Source organism: Peribacillus sp. TE19612, from assembly GCF_056279465.1.
On sequence record NZ_JBWCCL010000007.1, the window covers coordinates 1 to 25,930 of the forward strand.

Here is a 25,930-nt window from a genome sequence, read left to right on the forward strand (position 1 = left end):
CTAGGAATGATTCCTGGGAGTGGAGGTACACAGAGAATTGCAAAGATTGTGGGCTTAACAAGAGCAAAGGACATGATCATGCGTGCCAGAAAAATCCCTGCAAATGAAGCATATCAATGGGGTCTATTAACACAAGTAGTGTCCAAAGGGGACCTTCAACAAACAGTGGATTCTTTAGTTGAGGAGCTTGTCCAATTTTCTCCGCTTGCTCAGCGTGTTGCAAAAGAAGTGTTGAACGCTTCTGAAGAAAGTCCGCTGGGAGTCGGATTGAAAATGGAAGGGAAAGCCTACGGCCTCCTTCGCACAACAGAAGACTTTAAAGAAGGCGTAGATGCGTTCGTAGAAAAGAGAAAACCTATTTTTAAAGGAAAGTAAATAATGGATAGTAAGTCAACTGAGGTGTTGAGAAACCCCTGAATCTGTTCTTCCCAGCTTGTAGAGAAAGCGTGGTATTACTCTCTCTACAATCTTTTTTTGTTCCTTTTAACTTCCTTACAGGGACTTACACCTTTGGATATTTAAAATAATCAAAAAGAAAAATCTTCTATCCTTAGTTGACCAATGAACTATCGAATGATATACAGTTATACCTATTTGAAGAGTAATAATATTATTGTTTTAAGAGGTTGTTTACTCTACTGATATTATTCACGATGGTGTTTATTAGGTTAATTTTCATATCCGTCCTCATATATAAGAGCTTCATTTCTACACATCTATTTAACTAGAAACAATTCCAATTATCCTTAATCTGTTCGAAAAGAATAAAAAGGTGATATACATGAACTGGTTAGATCGTATTGAACAAAATGTTCCTGTCGTTCAAAGTACAGATCCTATCTGGAAAGCGGCTGAATACATGAAGTCTTCACAATTAAATGAGATTCCTGTTTTGTCGGGTCAAAATTTCATAGGAATAATTCATGCAAGGGATTTACTAAATACTGATTCAAACCGATTCGTCGAAGAGTACATTGATAAAGACTGTGTTTCAGTCGACGGGACGGAAGTGATTTACTGCTTACCGTGTTCCAACACCCACCAAATTATTCCTGTTGTAAAGGATGGGATTTATTACGGCAGTATCAAATGGAATGAGATTCATCGTTGCCTGCAAGATGAATTAAATAAGTTGATGCTCGTTATAGACAATTCTTATGATGGAATATTGATAACAGATGAGACAGGTTATATTCTGCATATCAATAAGGAGTTTGAACAGATCACTTTACTGAACAAGGAGGTAATGGTCGGGGCGCACATGAACGATATGGTGGATAAAGGCCTATTTCTGAATGATTCAGTGGTGATGAAGACGCTACAATCAGGAAGATCATATACAAATGTTCAGAAGTATAAAAATACTGGAATATATACTCTGGTTACAGCTACGCCGGTTTGCAACCAAAAAGGAGAATTGATCCGGGTTCTGGCAAACGTCAGGGACGTCTCGGACTTAAATAGACTTCAAGAGCAACTTGCTGAATCCAAGAATTTACCTTCGCACTACCCAACCGAGCTCAAACAGGTGCGCATTCAAAATATAAAAAGTTCAGGAGAAGTGATAGCCTATAGCCAAAAAATGCTAGATGTCCTCGATCTTGTCTATCATGTTGCATCATCCGATTCTACTATATTATTGCTGGGGGAATCTGGAGTTGGGAAAGAGGTCATTGGCAAAGTGCTACATGAAAACAGCTTGCGTTATGAAAAAGGATTATTCGTGAAAGTAAACTGTGGAGCGATTCCTCCTAATCTATTAGAGGCAGAGTTGTTCGGATATGAACAGGGTGCTTTTACAGGAGCAAAAAAGGCAGGTAAGCAGGGTATTTTTGAATTGGCCAATAACGGAACTCTTTTCCTTGACGAAATTGGAGAGTTGCCATTAGACATGCAGGTAAAATTCCTGCGGGTTCTTCAGGAACAGGAACTTATCCGAGTTGGAGGAACACAAACCATTAAAATTAATGTAAGGGTTATTGCTGCAACCAATCGAAACTTGGAAAGAATGGTGGAGGAAGGAACATTTCGGCTAGATCTCTATTATAGGTTGAATATCATACCAATAACAATTCCGCCACTAAGGGAAAGAAAGGATGATATTACTCCGCTACTTGGTTATTTTTTGAAGAAATTTAATGAGAAACATCAATATTCAAAACGCTTATCAAAAGAAGTTGTGGATCAATTGTTAATGTATAAATTTCCCGGGAATGTTCGGGAGTTATCCAATATAGTGGAACGACTAGTGCTTACCTGCCGTGCCAAGGTCATTAAATTGAAGTATCTTCCAAATATAGTAAGTGAATGTAACGAGATAGAAAATAAACTAAAGATTCAAGAAGGTAAACCTGAGGTAGACTTGCAAATCCTCAAGCTGTCTTGTTACGGTCCTGCAGAAGGAGGCAACCTGGTCGATCTGGAAAAGGAAGCGCTAATCCAAGCCCTGAAAAAATATGGATCAGTGCGAAAAGTTGGTAAGGCCATAGGTGTCACTCATACAATGGTTCTCAAAAAGATGAAAGAGTTTGGGGTTACCCTCAATGCGATACGCTAAAGAACTATGTATATTACTATTCTAATTATTGTTCGTTTTGGATCCGATTATATATTGAGATTCATATTCGTCGTTGTTTTGTTCTGCTTATCGTACATGTCTTTTGTACTGTATAGAGATGCCGTTTCAGAAAGGGCTAACAGGTGACACATAAGCGTTACTGGAAATGGTTTATAACTATACAATTTGGATCGTAGGAGGAGCACATGGAGTTTACGAGGATACCTGATTTAGAATTATATCGGACAATTGTAGAGAATTTTCATGATGGAATTTTGGCGATGAACCAGGAAGGGAAAATTCTATTGGTCAATCAGTCCATGCTTAAATTAAGTGGTTTACCTCGCGAAGCTTATGCTGGGCGGAATATAAGGGATATTGTGGAAAGTGGAATCTTCCAAAAAAAATCTGTCACATTGAGGGCTATTCAAGAAAAACAAACGGTGACCGATTTCCAACAGTATCAGAACGGAAGGACTGTCTTGGTTACTGCAATTCCTATCTTTGATGGAGGAAACCGTTTGATTCGGGTGTTATCCATCACCCATGATATAACCGATCAGATAATTATGAAGAAAAAGGTAGAAGAAATAGAGAGGCTTTCAGCAAAATATTATATGGAACTTTTATCACTTCGACAGCACCATTCCAAAAGGGGAATCATCACCGCTAACCGGATGATGAAGGAAATTATCGACCTTATTCACCATATCGGTCCAACTGACTCAACAGTACTTCTGTTGGGGGAATCTGGAGTAGGGAAAGATGTCTTGGCTAGGGAAATTCATGAAACAAGTAAGCGGAAAGATTCCGGAGCCTTCATCAAAGTGAACTGCGGGGCCATCCCTAAGGATCTCTTGGAATCTGAGTTCTTTGGCTATGATACAGGTGCCTTCACCGGTGCAAAGAAGGATGGGAAGCCAGGATTATTTGAACTTGCTGATCAAGGAACCTTATTTTTGGATGAAATCGGGGAGTTCCCCTTATATCTTCAGGCAAAACTTTTAAGTGTGCTACAAGACCAGCAGTTTACCCGGGTCGGTGGAACGAAGGTGATTCAGGTCAATGTAAGAATTGTGGCAGCGACAAATAGGGATTTAGAATCTATGGTCCTTAGAGGAGAATTTCGGGAAGACCTATATTACCGATTGAATGTCATCCCTATCCAGACTCCAGCATTGAGGGAACGAAAGGATGATATCCCCTTGTTAATCGGCCATTTTCTCCAAAATTTTAATGAGGAATATAATAAGAATAAATCATTTACGATGGATGCTATGGATATTCTTTGCGCATATCACTGGCCAGGCAACATCCGAGAATTGTCAAATATTACAGAGCGACTTGTCCTAACCACTAAAAACGATGTAATAGAACCGAAGGATTTGCCTATTGCAAAACAACATACGGGAGTCAGTCTATCAAAACTCTTAAGAAACGAGGATACCAAAAGTAACTTATTTAAGTCTGTGGAGAAAAATCTAATCGAGAGCATGATTCAGCGGGAAGGGAGTATTCGCAAGGCTGCCAAGGTATTGGGCGTTTCACATACGACCTTAATCCGCAAAATGAAAAAACATGGTCTATAACGTCAAAAGGAGAAAGTTTCATCTTCTCCAGGGTCTAAGATGGAAAAGATAGTCGTTGTACACTCTCAGCTAGATGAAGTCAAGATTGCCCCGCACCCCTGCCATCCACACTGAAGAAAGATGGTTGCCATAAACTTACCCGATGAGTGAACACTTGGCTCTCTGGCTGGCATCCCGAATTAACAAAGTTCAAACGAACAGGATCGGAAATACTCTGCTTGTACCTATACAGAGCGTAATAAGTTTGGCAGGGGTTTCGGATCTGAGGAAGATGTGGGAAATCCATGAGGAAAAAGGGGGAAGTAGTCACGTAGCTGCTCAAGAAGTAACTGAACGTTGTAGGTTAGCTTCACCGATAGAATTGTTGTCTTTGAATGTTGAGCAAAATTTAATTCATGATGAGTTAGTCCGACTTGTTCGAGTTGATTAGAGTGTTGAGTATAATCGCAGGACTATTGAACAGGGTGATTTATCTGAAGAAATTCAAGAGGAAAAAAGGAATATGACAATAATTATTTATGACTACGAAGATTATCCTGACATCGTTAGTGGTAGCTATGACAATTGCGGTAATACTTAGTTTGAAAGTTCGGTTAAATATATTCGTAAATGCAGAGAGTGTGGCATGAAGAAATCGATTTTAACCCTAGTAAGAAAGAAGTAAAATTCGTTAAAACACAACAACTTCTAGATTGGATCATCTACATTACCATAATTACCTTGTTTTGCTAAGCACTTCCTATAATATACCCCTAAAAAAAGCAATGTTTCTCAAGTTTGAGAAATTCATTGCTTTTTTCGATTTGCCCGAACCTCTGTGTAATCTGTCTGTTTTCACATCCATGAGTAGACTTTATTGTTGGGGAAGGTTTAGGGCTGTATTTGCTGTATTTATGTCAACTTGTAATTGTTCATTTAAATTATGTGGATGATAGTAACCTTTTGCAATCATATAGTTACTTATCTCTCCATGTCTTTCTACAGCGACACGAAGCTGTTCTCTTAAGGCTGCTTTCAATTCAGGTGTTTTTGTTTCTGTAATGGCAAAAGCAAGATTTCTAATTCCTGATTTTGCGGATATTAAGAAGTCCGTCGCAATCACCTGATCAGTCATGCCACCCATACCCGCCATATTTTGCAAAAAGTTTGTCATTACCGTTCCCCTCGATTCATCAGAATTTCCTGCAGTGTTTTAATATCTTGTGTCCCAGCCCTCATGTCTTTTAATAGAATATTTTGTAGGTCTGTATCCTGCACTAAACTGCTCATTGTAGAGGACTTTGTTAGACAAAGACTCTTGAAAGTTAAAATTTCGTGCGCCTCTAAAGTCTCATGCAGTCCTAAATTTTTCGTCATGATTTTTCACTCCATTTCTTTGAGAATTCACTTCAATATCTTTCGTAATACAAAAGTTTTTATACATCATCATTTGCAAATGTAACGCGTATTTTGGGAAATAAACTACCTATCGGTCAATATTCCGTATAACAAACAGATGAACTGGGAAAAGTATTTTTGTTATATAGATTAGGGAGGTGAACGTATGGAAAATGAAAGCTTGGCATTTCATGAAACCATGGAAACGCATGAAATTTTAAATTTTAAAACAATAGGTTTAATGAGATCAAAATTAATGCAAGGTATTTGCTTTGACAATGATTTAAAAGCATTAATGGAAAAAGACGTACAACAATCTATAGCTGCTATAAACGAGCTAAAGGGTTTTTATACAAAAGCCCGAACACACTATGAAAAATGAGGTGAAATTTAAATGGAAATGGATTTTTTAGATCCCCAAGGCGCTGAACATATGCCGGAAATGGCTGATTCCTCTTTCGCGTTAGATTTTCTACTCTCTATCAAAAGTGGGATTCATACGTATGGTATTGCATTATCTGAAACAGCGAATCCCGCATTGCGAAAAGCATTGTACCAGCAAATGGAGCAATCTATTGACTTACATGGTGAGTTATCCGATTTAATGATCAGGAAGGGCTGGCTTTATCCGAACGATGTAGGTAAACAGGTGGAATTAGATTTAAAATCAGCCGATATGGCGGTTAGTATCGCTGGAATGAATCTTTTCCCGAATGATACTGACAGACTCGGCATGTTCGCAACGCCGAATAAATAAAGGAGGAAAAGCATCATGAAAGCCGTAACTTACCAGGGCAATAAAAATGTACAGGTTAAAGAAGTTAAAGACCCTAACATCAAAAATTCGGATGATATTATTGTAAAAATCACTACTTCAGCGATTTGCGGCTCCGATTTGCACTTAATTCATCAATTAATTCCCAATATGCCTACAGATTATGTCATTGGTCATGAGCCGATGGGGGTTGTTGAGGAAGTGGGACCAGGGGTAACTAAGGTAAAGAAGGGAGACCGGGTCATTATCCCCTTTAACGTTAGCTGCGGGAGCTGCTGGTATTGCGACCACGACCTTACAAGTCAGTGCGATAATTCAAATCCTCATGGGGAAATGGGTGGTTTTTTTGGATACTCAGAAACAACTGGTGGGTATGCCGGCGGGCAAGCTGAATATATGCGTGTTCCTTATGGAAACTTTACCCCTTTCAAAATCCCAGAAGACTGCGAGGTAGAAGATGAAAAATTGGTGTTGCTCGCTGATGCAGCATCCACAGCATTCTGGAGTGTAGATCACGCAGGTGTCAAATCTGGCGATACGGTTATAGTTTTAGGCTGCGGTCCTGTAGGTCTACTTACTCAAAAATTCGCTTGGTTTAAAGGGGCGAAAAGAGTGATTGCTGTCGACCATCTCGACTATCGTTTAGAGCATGCAAAAAGGACGAATAAAGTCGAAACCGTAAATTTTGCACAATATGAAAATACTGGCGAATACCTTAAAGAAATCACTAAAGGTGGTGCAGATATTGTTATTGACTGTTCCGGGATGAGTGGCAAAATGACTCCGATGGAATATCTTGCATCGGGTCTTAAATTACATGGGGGAGCCATGGGAGGGATTGTAATTGCGTCCCAAGCCGTTCGTAAGGCGGGAACCATACAAATAACAGGCGTTTATGGCGGCCGTTATAATGGATTCCCCCTAGGAGATATTTTCCAAAGAAACGTGGATATTAAAACCGGACAGGCTCCTGTTATTCCTTATATGCCCTACCTTTATAAACTAATATCAGAAGGAAAAGTAGATCCTGGCGATGTTGTAACCCATGTACTTCCAATTGACCAAGCAAAGCATGGGTATGAAGTGTTTGATACAAGGACAGATGGATGTATTAAAGTGGTCCTTAAGCCATAGAGATGGTTGTTTTCATTTGGAAAAATAGATTTGAAGGTATCAAACCCTTTTTTAACTTTTGGAAGTGATTTTTACTTCTGGATGAAATACGCATAGAAGAAGATTTAAGAAAAGTGAACACCCCTGTCTTTAGAGAGCTACATTTACCTTATTCAAATTAAGCACCAGAAAAGACGATTTTGCCCACGTTAAGGGAAAATCGTTTTTTTGTGCTCTAAGCTATCTTTTTTTCATTAAAACCCACGACCTACAAAAACTATAAGGGGCAAGTTAGTTATAGGGTTTTCGTTATTTTTTACTTTTTTCGTTTGGATTTATCACATATACTTTTTCTTTTCTTTGGAGATCAAAATCAGAAAAGGTTATAGCGGTAAGTGGATTCACTCAGCGAATCATTCAGCATATAGTCTTTCATGGTAAAATCCCTATCAATTGTGATAGGGATTTTAGTTTGTTACTTTGATTTAGCAAATGTTTTTTTTGCAAATTCAATCCATCATCTTTCAAAAGAAGAGAAGCATCAAAAAGCTTCTTTTCTTTTGTCTTCGGTTTCATCCCTTTGATCTACTTGTTTACTTCTTGGTGCATAAATCTTTCACATGGTTTTTCTATTCCTTTTGTTTCTAAGCATTTGAGATGGGAATGTATGTTTACACCCACTTGAATATTCCGGAAATTTGATCAAAGCGATTACGATGACTGATATCCAAAGAAGATTATCCTCAATAGCTTCCAAGTATTATCTTTTTGTCCTCTCCAATAAACGATCTATGGAATCCTGTATGTGGCTGGAGATCGCAATCTCGGCTCTGTATACATCCCTTGTCCGGATGGCCTCAATGATTTCCATATGTTCCGATGGTGCGTCTTCTTGGTCGATCTCACCTTTGACGTGATAAAACCGGCCTATATGAAGATGACAGTGCATGCCTTTATATGCTTCAAATAAAAACGGGTTTCCTCCAGCGTTCATGATGGCATGATGAAATTGTTGATCTAAATGAGTAAAATCTAGAATTTTTTTGTTGGAAGCACCTGTGTTTGTGGAAAACATTTCATCTGTAAGCGCGGCCATTTCTTCCGTCACGCTTATATTATTTAAGCGGATAATATTCCGGACCGCATGCGTCTCCAGTAATATCCGGGCCTCCAACATTTTCGCCATATTTTCAGTATCTAATATGTCACTGACCCGATACCCCTTATTTGGTTCTAAGATGACTAAGTTCTCAGAGTTCAAACGAGATAATGCTTCTCTGAGAGGTATGGCGCTAATGTTGATTTCCCGGGTTAAATGGCTGATATTGATTTTTTGTCCCGGCGATAAATCCCATTCAAAAATCTTTTCTTTTAATAAATTGTAGACATATTCCGTTGTCTCCCCGCGTTCTTTTTCCTTTATCATCGAAATGCCCCTAACTTAAAAAATTTCTATGAGAACGAGTGTTATTTCATATAGATGTAACAACTTAAATTATTACTGAAGTAGCTTTCTTATTGTTGTCCCTATCAATAAGATAAAGTGAATCCATATTGATATCAAGAATAGACAGTTTGGAAGGTGACCGCATAATCTGCTGAAAAGCTGCAAAAATATATCTTCCTTACTGATAATTATATATTATATTCGTGAGTTTTGTAAAAAATTATATATAAAATTATTCAAATTAACATGAATTAATTAATCTATCGATATTATTCAAATACACAAATCCTTTATTAATAGTGTTTTAATCAAAAATCAGAATTTTTTTAATTTTAAATATTTACATAATCATATATTATGTGATATATTTTCGGAAATGATTACATACTATTTTTAGCAAGATTCTATAAATAACAATTAAAGAGTATTGATGGGCAGGCAAAATTTTAAGTTTAAAATGGAAGCGCTTTATGCTTGCCGTTTTCTTGATTGGAATTCATTGAATTAGCAGAAATAACTGTGAAGTGAAAAAATGTGATCTTTATTTTTCAAAGGAGGAATCTTCAATGAGCACATCGCTAAGTAGAAAAAATGCATTTTATGGCCATTTCATTAATGGGCAATGGATATCCGATCAACATACTATCGCTGTTATGAACAAATATAACAAAGAAGAAATTGGCCGGATTGGCAGGGCATCCCGCGAAATTGTTTCTGAAGCGGTGACCAATGCATTGGAAACCTTTAATACGAGAAAGCTAGATTCCAATCAACGATACGAGATTCTAATGCGTGCAGCGGATATCGCTAAAGAGAGAAAAGAAGAGCTGGCGATGATTCTGGTTCAGGAAGTCGGTAAAGTATTGAAGGATGCCAGAGGGGAAATCGATAGAGGGATCCAAACGATGATAGCTTCAGCGGAAGAAGCAAAACGGATTGCCGGTACAGGCGTTCCTTTGGGGCAGTCTGGAAACGACAATAAGATGGCTTTCACCATCCGGGTTCCTGTTGGAGTTATCGGTGCGATCACCCCATTTAACTTCCCGTTCAATCTCACCATCCACAAGGTGGCTCCTGCGTTGGCAGCGGGTAATACAATCGTGTTAAAGCCGGCTGAAATGACGCCGCTCATTGCATGCAAGATAGCGGAAATCTTTTCCGAAGCTGGATTACCTGCAGGTTTCCTGAATGTGGTTAACGGGTTTGGGCAGGAAACAGGTCAATACCTTTTGGAGGATGAACGAATTGCGATGTTCACTTTTACAGGGAGTCCCGGCATAGGCCGACACATTAAGAGCAGTACGGGAATTCGTAAGGTTACTTTGGAATTAGGAAATAACTCCCCAAATATCATTCACAAGGATGTCCCTGATTTAGACAGAGCAGTTGAGCTCTGTGTCACGCGAGGGTATGTGAATGCAGGGCAAGCCTGCATCTCTGTACAACGGATCTACGTTCATAGAGATATCTGCGATGTGTTTGTGGAAAAGGCAGTCAAGGTGGCACAGGGCTTGAAGGTTGGTAATCCGGAAGATTCCTCCACGGACATTGGTCCCATGATTTCCGAGAAAGAAGCCAGGCGTGCGGAAGAATGGATCCAGGAAGCCAGGCGTCTTGGGGCCAAAGTGGTATATGGAGGGAAAAGGCGGGATTCGATTCTAGAACCTACTATATTAATAGATGTGAAACCGGAAATGAAGGTAGTCTGCCAGGAAGTGTTCGCGCCGGTGATCAGCATCATTCCTTTCGATAACATCGAGGAGGCTTTCCGTCAGGCCAATGATACGAAGTTCGGCTTACAAGTTGGTTTATTTACTTCCGATATCACTTTAGCGATGCGGGCATCACAGGAACTCCATTTTGGCGGTGTGATCATCAATGATGTTTCTACATACCGTGCCGACATCATGCCGTATGGCGGCGTGAAGGACAGCGGAATCGGCAAAGAAGGACCGCATTATGCCGTGCAAGAGATGACAGACGAAAAACTTGTAGTCATCAATCTTTAGACTTGGGAGGTAAGGGATATGAGAAACACATGGGATTTTTATTCTACCGAAAGAATCGTATTTGGAAACGGGGCGATCGGGCAATTAGATTCAATCCTGCAAAGGTTAAAGGCGAAAAACATTTTGCTCGTTACTGACCCAGGGATTAAAAACGCTGGTATCGTGGACAGAATTTCATCGTTGTTGGAGCAAGCAAATTACGAAACAGTAATCTATGACCAGGTCGTACCGGAGCCGCCTGTTGATTCGGCGATGGACTGTTATAAGTTTGCTAAATCTCAAATGGATATTGATGCAGTAATTGGCCTTGGTGGAGGAAGCAGCATTGATATGGCGAAGATTGTCGCTTTGTTGGTCGCCCATGGCGGACATCCCCTGGACTATTATGGCGGCGAAAACCAGGTTCCTGGACCAATCGCCCCTCTTGTAGCGATTCCGACGACGGCTGGAACCGGTTCAGAAGTGACATCAGTGGCGGTGTTGACCGATGTGGAAAATAACCTGAAAGTTGGTATCTCGGATAATTACCTAAGACCAACCGTTGCTCTGCTTGATCCAGAATTAACGTTAGGGCTTCCCGCTTATGTAACAGCTTGTTCCGGAATTGATGCTTTGTCACATGCGATAGAGGCATACACAGCCAAACCTTCTGCATATATCCAGGCAGAAGGAAACATTTTATTCCAAGGGTCAATCCCCATAAGCGATGCACTCGCCTACAGAGCTATTGAATTGATTGCAAAAAACCTGCCGCTTGCGGTGCAGCAAGGGAGCAATCTCGAGGCACGTTCAAATATGCTAATGGGTAGCCTGCTTGCTGGAATGTCCTTTTCAAATGCAGGTACAGCAGCAGCCCATGCATTGGCTTACCCAATTGGAGGGATTGTGAAGTCGCCGCATGGAGAGGTGACCGGGCTCTTGCTTCCATATGTCATGGAATATAATGCAGCTGTAGAAACAGAAAAAATGGTGAGGATTTCCCAGGCATTCAATGTGAACTCGGATGGCCTCTCCGATAAGGAAGGCGCTTTGGCTGCTTCAATAGCTGTGCTTACCCTGCTTGGGGAAATTGGGCTGCCTACAAAGCTGTCGGAGATTGGGATCAAAGAAGAGGATATTCCCGAAATTGCTGAGAAGACCCTCCAAATCGATCGCCTGATTCGGAATAACCCAAGAATGCCAACCCAGCACAGTTTAGAAGAATTACTTAGAAAAGCTTTATAGATTGCTTGTGAAGGAATGGTGTCCCTGAAAGGTTAAGCATCATAACCATTCATGATGGATCTGCAGACCGGGGCGGAAAGGTTTTCACCATCTAATAGAATATAAATGGAGAGGAAGTGAAAATGTCTCTTATGCCTTTTACATATAGTATGCCGACACGGGTGGAGTGCGGTAACGGAATATCTGGAAAAACAGGGGAGCTAATTAAGGGTTTAGGTGTATCGAGTGTGCTGATCGTAACAGATAAAGGGGTTAGAGGAGCCGGTCTCTTACAAGGCATTGAACAATCCCTTGCTTCGGCAAACCTTTTTTTTGAGATTTACGATGAGGTAGAGCCTAATCCATCAGCTCAAACAATCCAACAGGGGACAGTGTATCTTAAGCAACAAAAGATGGAGGCGGTTCTGGCTGTAGGTGGAGGAAGCAGCATTGACACAGCCAAGGGCATTGCGGCAATGGCTACTAACCCCGGCCATATCCTGGATTATGAAGGAGTTGGAAAGATTTCCAATCCTCCGCTCCCGATCATAGCAATCCCGACTACGGCTGGAACTGGCAGTGAAGCTACTAATTCGACAGTGGTAACGAATAAGGAAACTTCTTTTAAATTAGGTGTACTTAGTTCACTTCTGTTTCCAAAGCTAGCTATATTGGACCCGGCCCTTACATTAAATTTGCCTCAAGAGATTACTGCAGCGACTGGTATGGATGCTCTGACTCATGCAATTGAATCTTACACCTCCAAATCTGCCAACCCTGTCAGCAAGGCTTTCGCGATGCAGGCCATGAAGATGATCGGTGAAAATTTAACACGATCGTACTTTGTAGGAACGGACATGGAAAGCAGGGAAAACATGCTTGTAGCCTCCCTGTTAGCTGGTGCAGCCTTTTCGCAATCCCGACTGGGTAATGTACACGCCATTTCCCATACATTCGGAGGAGTCTTTAATATCCCGCATGGCATCGCAAATGCAGCACTATTGCCATTCGTCATGAGATTCAACCTGCCGGCATGTGAGGATCAGTATAGAGAAATTGCAATAGCTTTAGGAAGGGATGTAAGCGGTTTATCCAATGCGCAAGCAGCCGAGAAAGCAATCGAAACCATCATCGAAATGAATCGGAGCATGAATATTCCTCTTAATATTAAAGATCTTGGAGTCTCATTGGACGTTTTGTCGAAATTAGTGGAAGATTCCATGCGAAGCGGTAACGTGGTCGTTAATCCAAGGCTGACGGAGGCATCGGATATCCAACTGATTATAGAGAAGGCTTATGAGGGTGACTTTGAAGGATTTAATAATGGTAATCGAAATGCATGCAGTGCAAAAAATTCAGAAACGGCCATCGTGAATGTATAAAAACCATTCAATTTGAAAACCACCTGGAATTTCAGGGGATATCAAATCAGTTTCCCCTTTTTAACTTTTTTCGGACACATGGATTTCCCGCAGTATTTTTCTACCTGAATATAATTATCTAATGAGGTGACGTATGAAAAAGACCAATGGAAGATGGCTTGTAGTGGTACTCCTTTTCGTCGCAACAACAATCAATTATATGGATAGGGCAATTCTTGGCATTGCAGGACCCTCGATGATGAAGGATCTTTCGCTTTCGGCAGTAGAATTCGGGATATTGGGGTCAGCGTTCTTTTGGTCGTATGCCTTAATGCAGATCCCGGTCGGGGTAATTGTTGATAAATTGGGGGCACGATTAACGTATTCGATTGCCATCGTTTGGTGGTCGCTCTGTACGGTGTTAACCGGAATGGGGCGTTCGCTTGGCGGACTGATCGGTATCCGCGTTTTAATGGGAATCGGAGAGGCTCCAGCGTTTCCAACCAATACGCGCGTTATTTCGGACTGGCTGCCGTCACACGAAAGGGGCATTGCAAACGGGATATTTAATTCTGGTACAGCTATCGGGATTGGCATAACAACACCTATTTTAGCATGGATCATCCAGGCTTGGGGATGGCAAGCATCCTTTGTGGTAATTGGATCCATCGGTTTTATATGGCTGGCATTCTGGTTATTCTTTTTCAAAAACCATCCAGAGCAAGTAAGATTGCAAACGAGGCCGAAGTAGCCTATATCAAAGAGGAGCAAACTCAAACCGAAAAAGCGAAGACACTAAACTTCTCACCATTTAAATTCTTTAAATTCAGAAGTGTTTACCCTATGTTATACGGCTTGTTTGCCCATAACTATCTTACGTATTTAATGATGACTTGGCTTCCCACTTATCTTGTAGTAGAAAGGCAAATGACTCTTTTAAAAGCCGGGTTTTTTACGATGCTACCTTGGATCATGTCTTTTCTGGGAAATATTTTAGGAGGTGTGTTGTCGGATTTCTTAATTAAAAGAGGCTGGAATTCCATCAAAGCAAGAAAAACAGTTTTAACCATCGGCATGCTTTTTCCATTAGCCATAATACCGACTATCTATACAGACAGTGCCATAATGGCACTTACGTATATCTCAATAGCAATCGGCGGTGAAGGATTGGCTGCGGGTATTCTCTGGGCCACTGTTTCGGATGTTGCTCCAAAGGGTGCGGAAGGAAAGCTTGCAGGGCTGCAAAATTTCGTGGGAAATCTCGCTGGCTGGATTGCCCCAGTAGCAACAGGGATCTTAATAGCGAAGTTCAATAATTTCAATATAGCCCTGATCATACCTGTAGTCAGTTGTCTTATTGCTGCTGTGGGGTATACCTTTGTTCTTAAAAATGAAAGGATTTCGATTAACACGGACATAGACGGGGGAACTAAAGTTTCAGGGCTATAATCTTTTTGTATATATAATGAAGTGCTTTGCAAATACAACGAAAAAAGGAGACATATTCATGCTGAAAACTAGTGGATTAGTCAATTTAACTGAACTGAAAATGTATGTAAACGGTAAATGGACTGCAGCACATAACGGAGAAACTTTACCAGTAACAAATCCATCAACAGGGAAAGTTTTGGCAAGGATTCCAAGTGGAGGACGCCAAGAAACGCATGCCGCAATTGCAGCTGCTGAGGAAGCGTTTAAAACCTGGTCAAAACTGACGGCACAGGAACGCAGTAAATATCTTAAGAAATTGCATGACCTTATGCATGAATTTAAAGATGAATTAGCAGAAATCATGAGTATGGAAATGGGCAAGCCCTTAACGGAAGCCCGGGGTGAAGTGGATTTTGCTGCAAGCTACCTGGAATGGTTTGCTGAAGAGGGCCGCCGGATTTATGGGGAAACGATCCCTGCTTCTGCCGCAAATAAAAGGCTATCGGTGATCCGCCAGCCGATTGGAGTGGTTGCTTCCATTACCCCTTGGAATTTCCCGTTGGCCATGATGACGCGGAAAGTAGGACCTGCCATGGCCGCTGGATGTACAGTCATTGTCAAGCCTGCAAAACAATCTCCTATTAGTGCGTTAGCGTTTGGTAAATTGGTAGAAATGGCGGGAGTGCCTGCTGGAGTGGTCAGTATCGTAACAGGGAGTGCCGGACCTATCTCGGATGAAATTTTTGAAAATCCGGTAGTAAGGAAAATATCTTTTACCGGATCTACTGAAGTAGGCAAATTGCTGGTTACCAAGTCAGCCCCGCAGCTCAAGAGACTTTCCCTTGAGCTTGGAGGACACGCGCCGTTCATCGTCTTTGAGGATGCTGATTTGGAAGCCGCAGCAGCTGGTGCCGTTGCAAGCAAATTCAGGAACACCGGACAAACGTGCGTATGCGCAAATCGAATTTATGTCCACCGTTCTGTCATCGATGAATTCTCTTTACTTTTTGTTGAAAAAGTAAAAGCTCTAAAAGTCGGAAATAGCATCGATCCAACCGTTGAAGTCGGGCCGCTGGTCAGCAGTGATGGCCTGGAAAAGGTAGAGGAACATGTACAAGATGCCTTGGAAAAAGGTGCCAGACTTCTTTATGGTGGACAAAGAGTTGAAGGGGAATTGGCTGATGGATTATTCTATGAACCGACCGTACTGGGTGGAGTGAACAAGGATATGCTCATCACATACCAGGAAACATTTGGACCGGTCGCGCCAATCATTCCGTTTGATACAGAAGAAGAGGTGATCGAGCTTGCCAACAATACAGAGTACGGGCTGGCCGCTTATTTTTACACACAGAATATAAGCAGGGGAGTCAGGGTATCCGAAGCTCTGGAGTTCGGCATCATCGGCTACAACGACGCCATTCCCACCGTTGCACAAGCCCCATTTGGCGGCATGAAAGAAAGCGGCATGGGGAGGGAAGGCGGCCATCAAGGCCTTGAAGAATATTTAGAAGAAAAATATATATCGATGGGTTTTTAAAATAGGGCAAGAAAAAGCTTAAGGTGAAGTCGAATCCTTAAGCCTTTCCTTATTTACCTCATTTATCTCATAAAAAGTCTTAATTCAACACACGCTCCCCATTGTTTACAAACCTCAGTACAGAACCTTAGGCCAGGTTGCTGAATTATTTGTTAATCAATAAAGATGATTTTCTAGAAGAAATTACAATTGAGGATGTTTATATACTTAAAATACCAAATTCTGTGCTCAATAGTGTAGCTAGGAAAGAAATAGAAATCGTTTTATTTCTCCCAGAAACACTTGGGTTTAATGAATAATCCATATACCATATATAGATTCTTTTATTTCTCACCATCAGCCAGGAGAATGTCGAAGCGAGCATGAATATGGCAGCAAGCAAGGAAGAGTAACGATTAAGAAAATACATGGTAATAAGAAGTATTGCAGAAAACAAAAAGAATTTAAATAACAAAAAATAATGAAGAATTAATCATTAATAGCAATAGGCGAAATCATACAAAAAGAAGCAACAGATATACAATCTGTTGCTTCTTCTTGTTGAAGTGCTTTGACATTTATTCTGTGAAATCTATGGTATATTCATAGTGGAAAGGTGAGATTTCACCCTTGTCAAAAGCCGGTTGATGTTCTCGAACAAATAATTGCAACTCATTCTAATGAAGGTGAAACAGTATTAGATTGTTTTATGGGTTCAGGGTCAACGGACAAGCAGCTAAAAATCTAAATCCGAACTTCATTGGTTTCGAATTAGATAATACCTATTTAAAAAAAGTTTCGAAAGCTTTGCATAATGATACCGTAAGCTAAATAGGTTGTTGCTTTATACCTCCTGAAGACATCGGGGTACCCATCTTATATTATGTTTGTATTTCTCATTTTTATCCTTGGTTCATTCACAGTTAGAACGTGGCTATGTTACTGCGACTTAGAAAGCGTTATGAATTTAATTTGTAACCTAAAATTTCAAAAAACAGCCTACCCTTTAAAGTTTGAGCTGTTTTTGGATTTCTATCTATTGATTGTTGAAATTATTTCTGTGATGTAGTATTGGAGAGGTACACTGATAATATTGAGTATTTACAGTGTGAATGGTATTGGAGTTGGATAAGCATGTATGTTTTATTACATATTTCATATAGGATTTTCACTAGACTTAGAACTTAGAAATAGTGAAAAAATTAAGCACAAGGCGCTGGCCGATAAAAAGAAGAGAGCATCTGTAAACGACACAGATGCCCTCCTGATTTTCTCCAAGATCCATTATAAATCTCTAATTCTGTACAATGAAGTATTTAATCTACCGGACGGTCATCAAAATCATAGTCTACCGTGCCAGGAGCTACACGTGCATTTGTTAATGCCGGAGTTTCCGGACGGGCAATTTGATACACACTGGCGCCGACAATTTCAGCTGCTTGCTGCAATTTTTCTTTCGATATCTTATCCAGTGTATCTGTAGGCTGGTGATACCAAGGCTCTACAGGGGAATGGATAAACAAGGCGGATGGAATGCCAAGCTCATGGAATGGTTGGTGGTCACTCCTGCCCAGCTGTCCATAAGGAATCGCAACATCCATCGTTCTGGCCCCTGCTGAGGAACCCAGGTCCGTCACAAGGTTTTTCATTCCATCAATGGTATACATAATCAAACCACCTGCAGGATTATCCTCGCCAGCATCACGTCCGCCTATCATATCCATTTGGAAGTGAGCCACCATGCGGTCTACATCCTCTTTGGGAAGGGAATCAGCATAGAAGGATGATCCAACGAGCCCTCTTTCCTCAGATCCGAACGTGAGGAAGCGAATTTCAGTGTCAATTGGGGTTTTGGCCAAAATCCTTGCCAGTTCCAGCACAGCTGATACACCAGAAGCATCATCGTTTGCACCAGGGCCGCCCGGGACAGAATCATGATGTGCTCCAACAGTCACGATTTGACCATTATCCTTATTGGCTTTTGGTTTTAGGGAAGCGATGACATTGTAAGATGTCTTTTCGATCCTTTCAGCTTTTCCCACTTCCAGAGTGGAGGTGATTTGTTTAGTTTTAAGCTGTTCGACCAACTCTAACCCTTGGGCTTGGGTAATGGCTACAGCAGGTATATTTTGCCCCGTTGATACTTGTCCGAAATTATTTCCTGATGGTGAGTTGTTGTACATTAAAACGCCAACCGCTCCTTTATTTAGGACATTCTGAACCTTTTCAACAAAGGTAATGTCCCCACGTTCAACTAGTGCAATTTTCCCAGATACATTTTCTCCAACTTCCTCTGGCTTTGCTTTTCCAACATTAACAAGTTCGGCCGTTACCTTTCCGCTGATACTGCCGCTAAGGGCACGCGGTGTTCCTCCTAAATCACTGTCACCAATTTTCACTTTTACATTTTGCACCGTATCATAGATGGGAAAAGGCTGAACCTTTGTTTCGAAACCAAGACTCTTAAACTGACTTTCTATGTATTTCACTGCACGGAGCTCCCCTTCTGTACCAGCAGCTCTCGGTTGCTCTGATAGATAGGCAATCGTATTATACATATTGTCCGCACTAATTTTTTTGATAACTTTGTTATCAAAAGCTGTGTCAGACTGGGCATTTATTGCTCCGCTAGTTTGTGCAAATCCTGTACCAGTTGATAGAACCATACCCGCAGCTAATAGTACTGTTAGTGATTTTCTATACATATAATCCCTCCTTCTTCATAATCTTCCTAATTATGTATTTAACTAAATAGTTTGTAAATGAGTCATTAGTCTTTAAATTCCGAATATAAATCGGTATCTGACACCCGCTCACCCTTAAGATTATGCCGCAAAGAAAAAGCGATCCTTCTTAATGAAGAATCGTATCATGTATTGAAGCCGTCAATATATTGTATTGTAAAAAAATTATCAAACATTCAAATCTATCAACCTCATTTTAACCTAACTTTTGAAAAGCAATACCGTTTAGTCCAAATGACAATTTGAAAATAGGGAATCCAATTCTTTCTGGACTAGAAAATCTATGAACGATCTTGGAATGACTTCGGATAAATCGTGTAAGAAATCAGCCCGTTTTGTTGATAAGGGAATCCGCCGACAAAACGGGGATAGTATACGTTAAGTAATTTTCAGTCTGAAAAGTCGATTTACTTAATATTCATTTTTTATTATTGATATTACCATTTCCTAAAATATTCTAATGTTCAAACCTTCACAAATTGTTCACAACAACAATGAAAACGCTTACGATTTTCATTGTATAATATATATATCCTAATTGATTTCATAGTTTTGCACCAATTATCATACAATTATAATAAATAATTGAATAGACAGAAAGGAGATAATCAAGTGATCTTAAAATCGTTGAAAAAAAAGGGCATAACGACCATCATTTATTATAAAGAAGGAGTATTAAAAACATGTAAGGGTCAATTGCATAAACTTAACCTTAATGAACAAACCCTTTCCTTAAAGGATGAAAATCAAAAGATTTTCTCTATTCGTTTATCTCGTATTATGGAAATATATTAATTTAATTGCTTTCATTTAATATATTAAAATTACAATATATTTATTAATCCCGAATCTTTAGTTTATTACTAGAGGTTCTTTTTTCATATATGGAAAGCTGGTATGTTTAGCATTCCTGTAGTTAGTAATTTTTCAGTTTTGAAAAAAATAGGGCTCCTCATTTCCGGATTGATAAATATAGTTTCTATGCTTTATAGATGGCAGTATCCTTTGTATGGAATTCCTCAAGTAAGAAAAGCTGGGGCGATTAACTATGGAATGTATGGAGTGATTACTTAAGAAATTAATATAAGAGATAATTTTTCGGGTTTGTTTCCCCAGGAAATAATCGTCTTTAATGTAAAGTTTTCTATAATTCCCCGAATCAAACCCCATTTACTTCACAAGAGCAGAGTAGTTGGGTTTCGTTATTATTTAATTCCAATCACTAATCTAGTTCGTACAGCTTCAGTAATAATGGATGTCAGATTATTAATTTTGAGATTACGTACGTTCAATATAAGTAAAAAAAGTCTAATTGCTTCCACTGAAGAATGGGAATTCCCCTAATAATAAACTATCAAAGAATCGTTAAAATTAACGATACGGCGAAGACGCTTAATTGTTTCATTAAATTTTAAAGTGGTAAATATATATTATGAAACTAGCAGGGAGGTATTAAAATGAGAGTTCTAGTAATAGGAACAGAGGACATGACCGGAGAGCACGTTGTAAAACAGCTGGCAGACAGGCACCATAACCCGGTAGCACTGGTGGGAGCAGAGAATAAAGTAGAGGAAATGGTTAAACTTGGAGCACGAGATGTAGTTTCTTTGGAAAGTAGGGATTTTTCCAGTGCTTTTTCGGGCTGTGAAGCAGTAATCTACCTTAGTAACGCCAGTCCTCGGACTGGGGAGGGCAAACCAATACTGGTTGACCATCAGTCAGTATTAGACTCTGTTGAGGCTGCTAAGAAACATGGGGTGAAGCGCTTTGTTCTGATGAACACCATGCGAGCAAAAGAAATGGAGAGCTTAGATTCTAGTACAAACGATGTCAAGTACCACTCAGAAGAGCTATTAAAACAGGAAAAGCTTACATATACGGTTATACGGACAAGTATGCCTGTGGATAAGCCGGGAATAGGTAAAGTTGAAGCTGGACCATCAATTGTGAATGACAAAGGCGAGATACCAAAAGAGGATATTGCTTCTGTATTGGTCAAAGCGCTGGATACTGAAGAAGTATTTAATAAAACGTTCCATGTAACTTCTGGCGAAATTCTGATTGATGAAGCACTCCAAAGATTATAGATAACTCGAGTAACTTGCACAAAAAAAAAGAAGCAAAGGGTGATAAAATGTCCAAGTTAAAAAATTACCTTCCTACAGTTTTAAAAGGATCTGCCGTTTTAGGGACAGTTGCGGCCTCAGCGTACTTTTACCGAAAGGATGATACACAAAAACAACATTCAATCCTGAGGAATTTCCCCCTAATCGGCAGAATTAGATACATGACAGAGCAAATAGGACCTGAACTTAGGCAGTATTTATTTGAAAATAATAATGAAGGCACCCCTTTCTCTAGAAAGGAATTCGAGGATGTTGTAAAAGCAGGAAAATATAAGGAGCGTTTAATCGGATTTGGATCGGAACGTGACTTCAATGAGGCTGGATACTATATTCGAAATAGTATGTTTCCCAATCTCCGGGAAGAATTGAGAATAGATAATAGCCAAAAAATCAATACAAAGGTATATGAAGTTGATGAGGAAGGTCTATTGACCAGAAAGGAGAAGCTGGAAGATAGACAAATAGAACCGTACTTTTTACGAGACGAGGATGCTGTCATAATCGGAGGGGATACATGCCGGAATCCCTTTAAATTAAAGGGCTCGTAGGACAATCTGCAATGAGCTACGGGGCACTCGGTGAGAATGCCATCACTGCACTGTCGAGAGGATTAGGGCTTGCAGGAGGAACATGGATGAATACTGGTGAAGGTGGTCTTTCCAAATATCATCTCTCCGGAAATCCCGACATCATGATGCAAATCGGTCCGGGACTGTTTGGAGTAAGGACACCAGGTGGGGAGTTCTCCTGGGAAGAATTCAAGAAGAAAAGTGAAATAGAGCAAGTAAAGGCATTTGAAATTAAGCTGGCACAAGGTGCCAAAATCAGAGGTGGACATATTGAAGGACAGAAGGTGACAGAAGAAATTGCCCAAATCCGCCTGGTAGAACCTGGTCAAACAATCAATAGCCCTAACCGGTTCTATGAATTCAAGAATTTTAATGAATTGTTCGAATTTGTGGAAAGAATGAGGGATGTAGGCGGAAAGCCTATCGGTATCAAAATTGTTGTGGGGGATCTTGATGCACTTGAGGAAATGACGAAAACCATGAGAGATATAGGTAAAGGGCCGGATTTTATCACGGTGGATGGCGGAGAAGGCGGAACTGGGGCAACCTATCAGGAGCTTGCAGATGCAGTCGGACTCCCAATTATGTCAGCCTTGCCACTTGTAGATGAGATGTTAAAAAAATATGGTGTACGTAATCGGGTCAAGCTGATTGCATCAGGCAAGCTGACTTCTCCAGATAAAGTGGCGGTCGCTTTAGCGATGGGGGCAGATTTAGTTAATATAGCCCGCGGTTTTATGATTAGCGTTGGCTGCATCATGGCTGAAATCTGCCATACAAATCATTGCCCTGCAGGAGTAGCCACAACTGATTCAAAGTTGCAGGAAGGTCTGGTTATTGAGGAAAAACAATACCGAGTCGCCAATTACGTGATTTCCCTCCGAGAAGGGCTATTTAACCTTGCAGCTGCCGCAGGTATAGATACTCCGACCAAATTTGAACGAAAACACATCGTTCACAAGGATGAATGGGGAAGAGTTTCCCCTGTCCGGGACATCACCCTCACTCCCGAAAAAGTGGAGAAGTTAAGAAATAAGGAAAAAGTGGAGAAATAGCTTGGCGGGATTTTTATTTTTATTATATAGAAGAAACTCGTCAAAAAGGTAAGCCTTTGCTCAATGCAGCAAAGGCTATTTAAGTGCGTCCGGCATTTGTGCAATCTATATCTCTCGAATCATGAAGGCAGTAGGAGCGTGAAGAATGTCTGAATATTCAAATAAAATAAAGTAAAAGGTAAAATATCGAAGTTTCAAGGAAGGATTGTTTACAAATGGAAAATGAGCTCGTCTAGTAACATCTTCTGAGACCCGTGAGATAGTAAAAGTAACAGAAAGACCAGAAGTCATTTCATTTGCGGGGGGACTTCCAGTTTCAGAGCTGTTTCCTGTAGAAGCGCTTAAAGTTGCGTGCAATATTGTATTGAATGAAGAGGGAGCGGCATTTCTTCAATATATATGTGCGTGTGAATGACCCCGTGAACTATACCCGTTGAGATTTGGATGAGGCAAAAGGAGAGAGCCGAATTCAGACATTTCAAGATTAATTTTAACCGTAGGGGGAAGTTGATTTACGGCTTTAAGAAAATAAGCTTGTGGACGTTTCCCGCAAACTTCCGATAGATGACTGGCAGGGAGTCATCCGTTTGGCAGGACAGAAAGTGGGCTGGAAAGTCTTTTATCGATTTTTATTTCAGTTTAGAATAGAATTTAAAAAGTGGAATGTTACTGTTCAAACACAGGGGTCTTTATTAGTTATGAATAAAAATAAACAACCAAGGGGGAAACCTAATTGGTTGTTTATTTTTTATTTTCGCTCCTTTCGTAAAGATTGTTGTTTTTAAACGAAACTATTTAAGGTTGATTGGAGCGGAAGTGCGAGACTCCTGCGGGAGCAGCGGGACAGGTGAGACCCCACAGGCGTTTACGCCGAGGAGGCTCACGGCACGCCCCGCGGAAAGCGAGCATCTGGAGGGGAAATTAACCACACCGCACTACTTGGTAAATAGCAACAAAGTATGCGAAAACAGCCTTTATTTTTTAGTAGCTTCCTTGGCCGATATAACCTTTTGTACAAACTTTCTGTCATTTTTGTACCCTATTCTGTCCAAGGTGAATGCAAAATACAATCACAGAAATTTTTATTTTTATATTCCGGTCTAAAATATTCAATAATATCTTCCTTCATATTGCCAAAAGTAGTTTCTGGCTTATGCTTAAAGCCCTCATAAAACGCTGGAATAATGTCCTTTTTGAAATTGTTACGTGGGAAGGCTTTTATAATATCTTCACGCAAGTCGTCAGGGAATTGTTCAAAGCCATCTCCCATCACATCTAAACCAACACCTGAAAAGAGTAGTGCCACTTCAGCTTCTTTATGTTCTGCAACGCCAGGTGTCGTATGTAATGCAATAGCATCCCATACAAGACGAATCGACTCATCTGGAATTTGATACTGTTGTAAAAAGCTCCTCGCAGCATTTGCACCGTCTACTTCAAATCGTAAATCTGGACTGCTGAACTTTTTTGTTAAACCTAAATCATGGAATAATGCACTAACATATAGCAACTCTAAATCATGATTCTGCTTCGTTTTTTTCCGTTGACTGCGCCAAATAAAAATACACGATTTGAATGATTCCACAACAAGTCGTCCCCATGCTCGCGTAAAAGATCTGCTGCTTCTTTAGCCAATTGAGAATCTGGAATTTTAATACCTGCTACTTCTTGAAACATAATTGAAAATCCCCTTTACAATTTGATTATGAACTTGTTTTCATTGTAAAGAGGAATTTATCATTTATCTATCCATTCATTTCTATGATAATAATAGATAAAAACTATAATATAGAACTTTTTAAAGAAGCTATCTCATCTTTTTCTGTATGGAAACGCAGCCTTTCGATTTCACATAATAATAACTCAATATACTTACGTGCTGCATAATTGATAAAACGATTCTTTTTCATCACGAGATAGACAGATCTAGTCAAAGTTGGTTTTTCAATACGTTGGAAAAATAAATCCTCTGTATCATAAAATTCATATAATGTACGCGAAACAAAACTGCTGCCAACCCCATTTCGAACGAGCTTCAAGATAGATTCAATGCTAGACGTTTCGACAATAGGTTCTAACTGCCTGCCAACCTCAAGACTCGTTTTATCAAGTATTTTTCTGCATTGATGGATATTTGGAAATAAAATAAGCGGACTGTCTAAAACATCGGAAAATGAAACCTTCCGCTCTCCATTACTTTGATTACTAATCAGGTAAAATTCTTCATCATACAACTTCGTCACCATCAACATATCATCACGAGTGTATTCAAAACCAATACCAAAATCAGCTTGATTCTCTAAAACAGCCTTTTCCACTTGATCCGTACTTTGAACAAACACTTTTATGTTTGGATATAATTGGTTGAATTTAATGCACAAAGTGGATACCAAATCAGTTATTTCTCCTGGTAACACGGCAATTTTCAATTCCCCGATTTCTACTTTTGTAAGTGCTCTAATTTGAGAAGATATACTTTGTAAGGAATTTTGAATATTCAATGCTTCTTGTTGTACGATTTCCCCCACCTTAGTAAGTTCAATCTTCTTACCAATACGGTTAAATAGTGCATAGCCTACATCTTGTTCAAGCATTTTAATTTGATGGCTTAAAGTTGGTTGCGAAATTCCTAATTTTTCAGCTGCTTTTGTAAAATGCAGTTCTTTACTGACCATTAAGAAATATTCTAAATGTCTTATTTCGATACTATTTCAATCCTTTCTAATGAAAATAATTAAATCTGTATGCTTACAATAAAATAATCTAGTTATAAAGTTACTTTATTTGAAGGGATTATTCCAAAATTTGGCCCGATTGCTGGATGAAATTAAAAAACACCATTAGCTATCTGTTATTTTGGTTCATAAATACCTCACTATGATGTTGGATAGCGGGACTGGTTAAACAGAAATCATGTCTAATTACTGCTTAAAATTGAAGTCGTAATTAATTCAATAAATGTAAGTTTATATACGTCAGAATGAAAGGTCATCATTATATGAATCTCCATTGACATGTAGAATTAATAATAATTGTACCTTTTTAGATGTCAGTT

At 39.8% G+C, this 25,930-nt stretch carries 19 protein-coding genes and 3 pseudogenes; 17 read left to right on the plus strand and 5 right to left on the minus strand.

Going from position 1 to position 25,930, the window contains the following annotated elements:
- The 4 genes and pseudogenes from ACZ9AO_RS13590 to ACZ9AO_RS13605 all read left to right on the plus strand — a co-directional run.
- Positions 1-375, plus strand: a 375-nt coding sequence (locus ACZ9AO_RS13590; RefSeq protein ID WP_476109238.1) for an enoyl-CoA hydratase/isomerase family protein, incomplete at its 5' end; no start/stop codon positions are given.
- A gap of 406 nt (positions 376-781) precedes the next feature.
- Positions 782-2,557 (plus strand): sigma 54-interacting transcriptional regulator, encoded by a 1,776-nt coding sequence (locus tag ACZ9AO_RS13595; protein ID WP_476109239.1) that lies wholly within the window; start codon positions 782-784, stop codon positions 2,555-2,557.
- A gap of 206 nt (positions 2,558-2,763) precedes the next feature.
- Positions 2,764-4,146, plus strand: coding sequence for a sigma-54 interaction domain-containing protein (locus tag ACZ9AO_RS13600; RefSeq protein WP_476109240.1), 1,383 nt, complete (start codon positions 2,764-2,766; stop codon positions 4,144-4,146).
- A 502-nt stretch (positions 4,147-4,648) separates the two neighbouring features.
- Positions 4,649-4,810, plus strand: a pseudogene (locus ACZ9AO_RS13605) (DUF8096 family protein).
- Positions 4,811-4,999: 189 nt separating this feature from the next.
- Here the strand turns inward: ACZ9AO_RS13605 and ACZ9AO_RS13610 are convergent.
- Positions 5,000-5,299 (minus strand): spore coat protein, encoded by a 300-nt coding sequence (locus tag ACZ9AO_RS13610; RefSeq protein WP_406593592.1) that lies wholly within the window; start codon positions 5,297-5,299, stop codon positions 5,000-5,002.
- 390 nt (positions 5,300-5,689) lie between these two features.
- On the opposite strand from ACZ9AO_RS13610, the gene ACZ9AO_RS13615 reads away from it, so the two are divergent.
- The 3 genes from ACZ9AO_RS13615 to ACZ9AO_RS13625 are packed head-to-tail and all read left to right on the plus strand — an operon-like array spanning position 5,690 to position 7,432.
- Entirely contained in the window at positions 5,690-5,905 is a 216-nt protein-coding gene (locus tag ACZ9AO_RS13615) for a spore coat protein (RefSeq protein ID WP_406593594.1), read from the plus strand.
- 12 nt (positions 5,906-5,917) lie between these two features.
- Positions 5,918-6,280: a spore coat protein gene (locus tag ACZ9AO_RS13620; protein WP_048682441.1), complete on the plus strand. Its 363-nt coding sequence runs from the start codon at positions 5,918-5,920 to the stop codon at positions 6,278-6,280.
- A gap of 15 nt (positions 6,281-6,295) precedes the next feature.
- On the plus strand, positions 6,296-7,432 hold the full coding sequence (locus ACZ9AO_RS13625; RefSeq protein WP_161922451.1) for a zinc-dependent alcohol dehydrogenase: 1,137 nt from the start codon (positions 6,296-6,298) through the stop codon (positions 7,430-7,432).
- A 739-nt stretch (positions 7,433-8,171) separates the two neighbouring features.
- Here the strand turns inward: ACZ9AO_RS13625 and ACZ9AO_RS13630 are convergent.
- The gene (locus tag ACZ9AO_RS13630) at positions 8,172-8,837 is read right to left on the minus strand and encodes a GntR family transcriptional regulator (RefSeq protein WP_476109241.1); all 666 of its coding nucleotides are present in this window, start codon (positions 8,835-8,837) and stop codon (positions 8,172-8,174) included.
- A 587-nt stretch (positions 8,838-9,424) separates the two neighbouring features.
- Here ACZ9AO_RS13630 and ACZ9AO_RS13635 point away from each other — a divergent pair.
- The 7 genes from ACZ9AO_RS13635 to ACZ9AO_RS13665 all read left to right on the plus strand — a co-directional run bounded on the left by ACZ9AO_RS13635 (position 9,425) and on the right by ACZ9AO_RS13665 (position 17,129).
- Positions 9,425-10,867, plus strand: a complete 1,443-nt coding sequence (locus tag ACZ9AO_RS13635; RefSeq protein WP_063593827.1) for an aldehyde dehydrogenase family protein — start codon at positions 9,425-9,427, stop codon at positions 10,865-10,867.
- Positions 10,868-10,885: 18 nt separating this feature from the next.
- Complete coding sequence (locus ACZ9AO_RS13640; protein ID WP_476109242.1) at positions 10,886-12,091, plus strand: hydroxyacid-oxoacid transhydrogenase; 1,206 nt, start codon at positions 10,886-10,888, stop codon at positions 12,089-12,091.
- Positions 12,092-12,213: 122 nt separating this feature from the next.
- A complete protein-coding gene (locus ACZ9AO_RS13645; protein ID WP_476109243.1) occupies positions 12,214-13,452 on the plus strand; it encodes an iron-containing alcohol dehydrogenase in 1,239 nt (412 codons plus the stop codon).
- A 133-nt stretch (positions 13,453-13,585) separates the two neighbouring features.
- Positions 13,586-14,182, plus strand: a complete 597-nt coding sequence (locus ACZ9AO_RS13650) for an MFS transporter (protein WP_476109244.1) — start codon at positions 13,586-13,588, stop codon at positions 14,180-14,182.
- On the plus strand, positions 14,110-14,880 hold the full coding sequence (locus ACZ9AO_RS13655; RefSeq protein ID WP_476109245.1) for an MFS transporter: 771 nt from the start codon (positions 14,110-14,112) through the stop codon (positions 14,878-14,880). Before ACZ9AO_RS13650 ends, ACZ9AO_RS13655 begins: the two co-directional genes overlap by 73 nt.
- Before the next feature lie 58 nt (positions 14,881-14,938).
- Positions 14,939-16,402: an NAD-dependent succinate-semialdehyde dehydrogenase gene (locus tag ACZ9AO_RS13660; RefSeq protein WP_476109246.1), complete on the plus strand. Its 1,464-nt coding sequence runs from the start codon at positions 14,939-14,941 to the stop codon at positions 16,400-16,402.
- Positions 16,403-16,997: 595 nt separating this feature from the next.
- Positions 16,998-17,129 carry a DNA methyltransferase gene (locus ACZ9AO_RS13665; RefSeq protein ID WP_476109247.1) on the plus strand — a complete coding sequence of 44 codons (132 nt, stop codon included), beginning with the start codon at positions 16,998-17,000 and terminating at the stop codon, positions 17,127-17,129.
- Between the two features lie 568 nt (positions 17,130-17,697).
- Here the strand turns inward: ACZ9AO_RS13665 and ACZ9AO_RS13670 are convergent.
- Positions 17,698-19,086: a M28 family peptidase gene (locus tag ACZ9AO_RS13670; RefSeq protein ID WP_476109248.1), complete on the minus strand. Its 1,389-nt coding sequence runs from the start codon at positions 19,084-19,086 to the stop codon at positions 17,698-17,700.
- 651 nt (positions 19,087-19,737) lie between these two features.
- Between ACZ9AO_RS13670 and ACZ9AO_RS13675 the strand changes: the two genes are divergently transcribed.
- The 3 genes and pseudogenes from ACZ9AO_RS13675 (at position 19,738) to ACZ9AO_RS13685 (ending at position 22,875) form a co-directional block, all read left to right on the plus strand.
- Positions 19,738-19,920 (plus strand): YolD-like family protein, encoded by a 183-nt coding sequence (locus tag ACZ9AO_RS13675; RefSeq protein WP_034307388.1) that lies wholly within the window; start codon positions 19,738-19,740, stop codon positions 19,918-19,920.
- 662 nt (positions 19,921-20,582) lie between these two features.
- On the plus strand, positions 20,583-21,212 hold the full coding sequence (locus ACZ9AO_RS13680; protein ID WP_476109249.1) for an NAD(P)H-binding protein: 630 nt from the start codon (positions 20,583-20,585) through the stop codon (positions 21,210-21,212).
- 47 nt (positions 21,213-21,259) lie between these two features.
- Positions 21,260-22,875, plus strand: a pseudogene (locus ACZ9AO_RS13685) (FMN-binding glutamate synthase family protein).
- Positions 22,876-23,914: 1,039 nt separating this feature from the next.
- On the opposite strand, the pseudogene ACZ9AO_RS13690 reads toward ACZ9AO_RS13685, so the two are convergent.
- Positions 23,915-24,552: pseudogene (locus ACZ9AO_RS13690) on the minus strand (HD domain-containing protein).
- Between the two features lie 104 nt (positions 24,553-24,656).
- Positions 24,657-25,580: a LysR family transcriptional regulator gene (locus ACZ9AO_RS13695; RefSeq protein WP_476109349.1), complete on the minus strand. Its 924-nt coding sequence runs from the start codon at positions 25,578-25,580 to the stop codon at positions 24,657-24,659.
- Positions 25,581-25,930: the final 350 nt, after the last annotated feature.

Excerpts from the sequence above, each read along its gene's own strand:
- ACZ9AO_RS13595 (WP_476109239.1), top strand. The coding sequence starts at position 782 with ATGAACTGGTTAGATCGTATTGAACAAAATGTTCCTGTCGTTCAAAGT.
- ACZ9AO_RS13600 (WP_476109240.1), top strand. The coding sequence starts at position 2,764 with ATGGAGTTTACGAGGATACCTGATTTAGAATTATATCGGACAATTGTA.
- ACZ9AO_RS13610 (WP_406593592.1), bottom strand. The coding sequence starts at position 5,299 with ATGACAAACTTTTTGCAAAATATGGCGGGTATGGGTGGCATGACTGAT.
- ACZ9AO_RS13615 (WP_406593594.1), top strand. The coding sequence starts at position 5,690 with ATGGAAAATGAAAGCTTGGCATTTCATGAAACCATGGAAACGCATGAA.
- ACZ9AO_RS13620 (WP_048682441.1), top strand. The coding sequence starts at position 5,918 with ATGGAAATGGATTTTTTAGATCCCCAAGGCGCTGAACATATGCCGGAA.
- ACZ9AO_RS13625 (WP_161922451.1), top strand. The coding sequence starts at position 6,296 with ATGAAAGCCGTAACTTACCAGGGCAATAAAAATGTACAGGTTAAAGAA.
- ACZ9AO_RS13630 (WP_476109241.1), bottom strand. The coding sequence starts at position 8,837 with ATGATAAAGGAAAAAGAACGCGGGGAGACAACGGAATATGTCTACAAT.
- ACZ9AO_RS13635 (WP_063593827.1), top strand. The coding sequence starts at position 9,425 with ATGAGCACATCGCTAAGTAGAAAAAATGCATTTTATGGCCATTTCATT.
- ACZ9AO_RS13640 (WP_476109242.1), top strand. The coding sequence starts at position 10,886 with ATGAGAAACACATGGGATTTTTATTCTACCGAAAGAATCGTATTTGGA.
- ACZ9AO_RS13645 (WP_476109243.1), top strand. The coding sequence starts at position 12,214 with ATGTCTCTTATGCCTTTTACATATAGTATGCCGACACGGGTGGAGTGC.
- ACZ9AO_RS13650 (WP_476109244.1), top strand. The coding sequence starts at position 13,586 with ATGAAAAAGACCAATGGAAGATGGCTTGTAGTGGTACTCCTTTTCGTC.
- ACZ9AO_RS13655 (WP_476109245.1), top strand. The coding sequence starts at position 14,110 with ATGGCTGGCATTCTGGTTATTCTTTTTCAAAAACCATCCAGAGCAAGT.
- ACZ9AO_RS13660 (WP_476109246.1), top strand. The coding sequence starts at position 14,939 with ATGCTGAAAACTAGTGGATTAGTCAATTTAACTGAACTGAAAATGTAT.
- ACZ9AO_RS13670 (WP_476109248.1), bottom strand. The coding sequence starts at position 19,086 with ATGTATAGAAAATCACTAACAGTACTATTAGCTGCGGGTATGGTTCTA.
- ACZ9AO_RS13680 (WP_476109249.1), top strand. The coding sequence starts at position 20,583 with ATGAGAGTTCTAGTAATAGGAACAGAGGACATGACCGGAGAGCACGTT.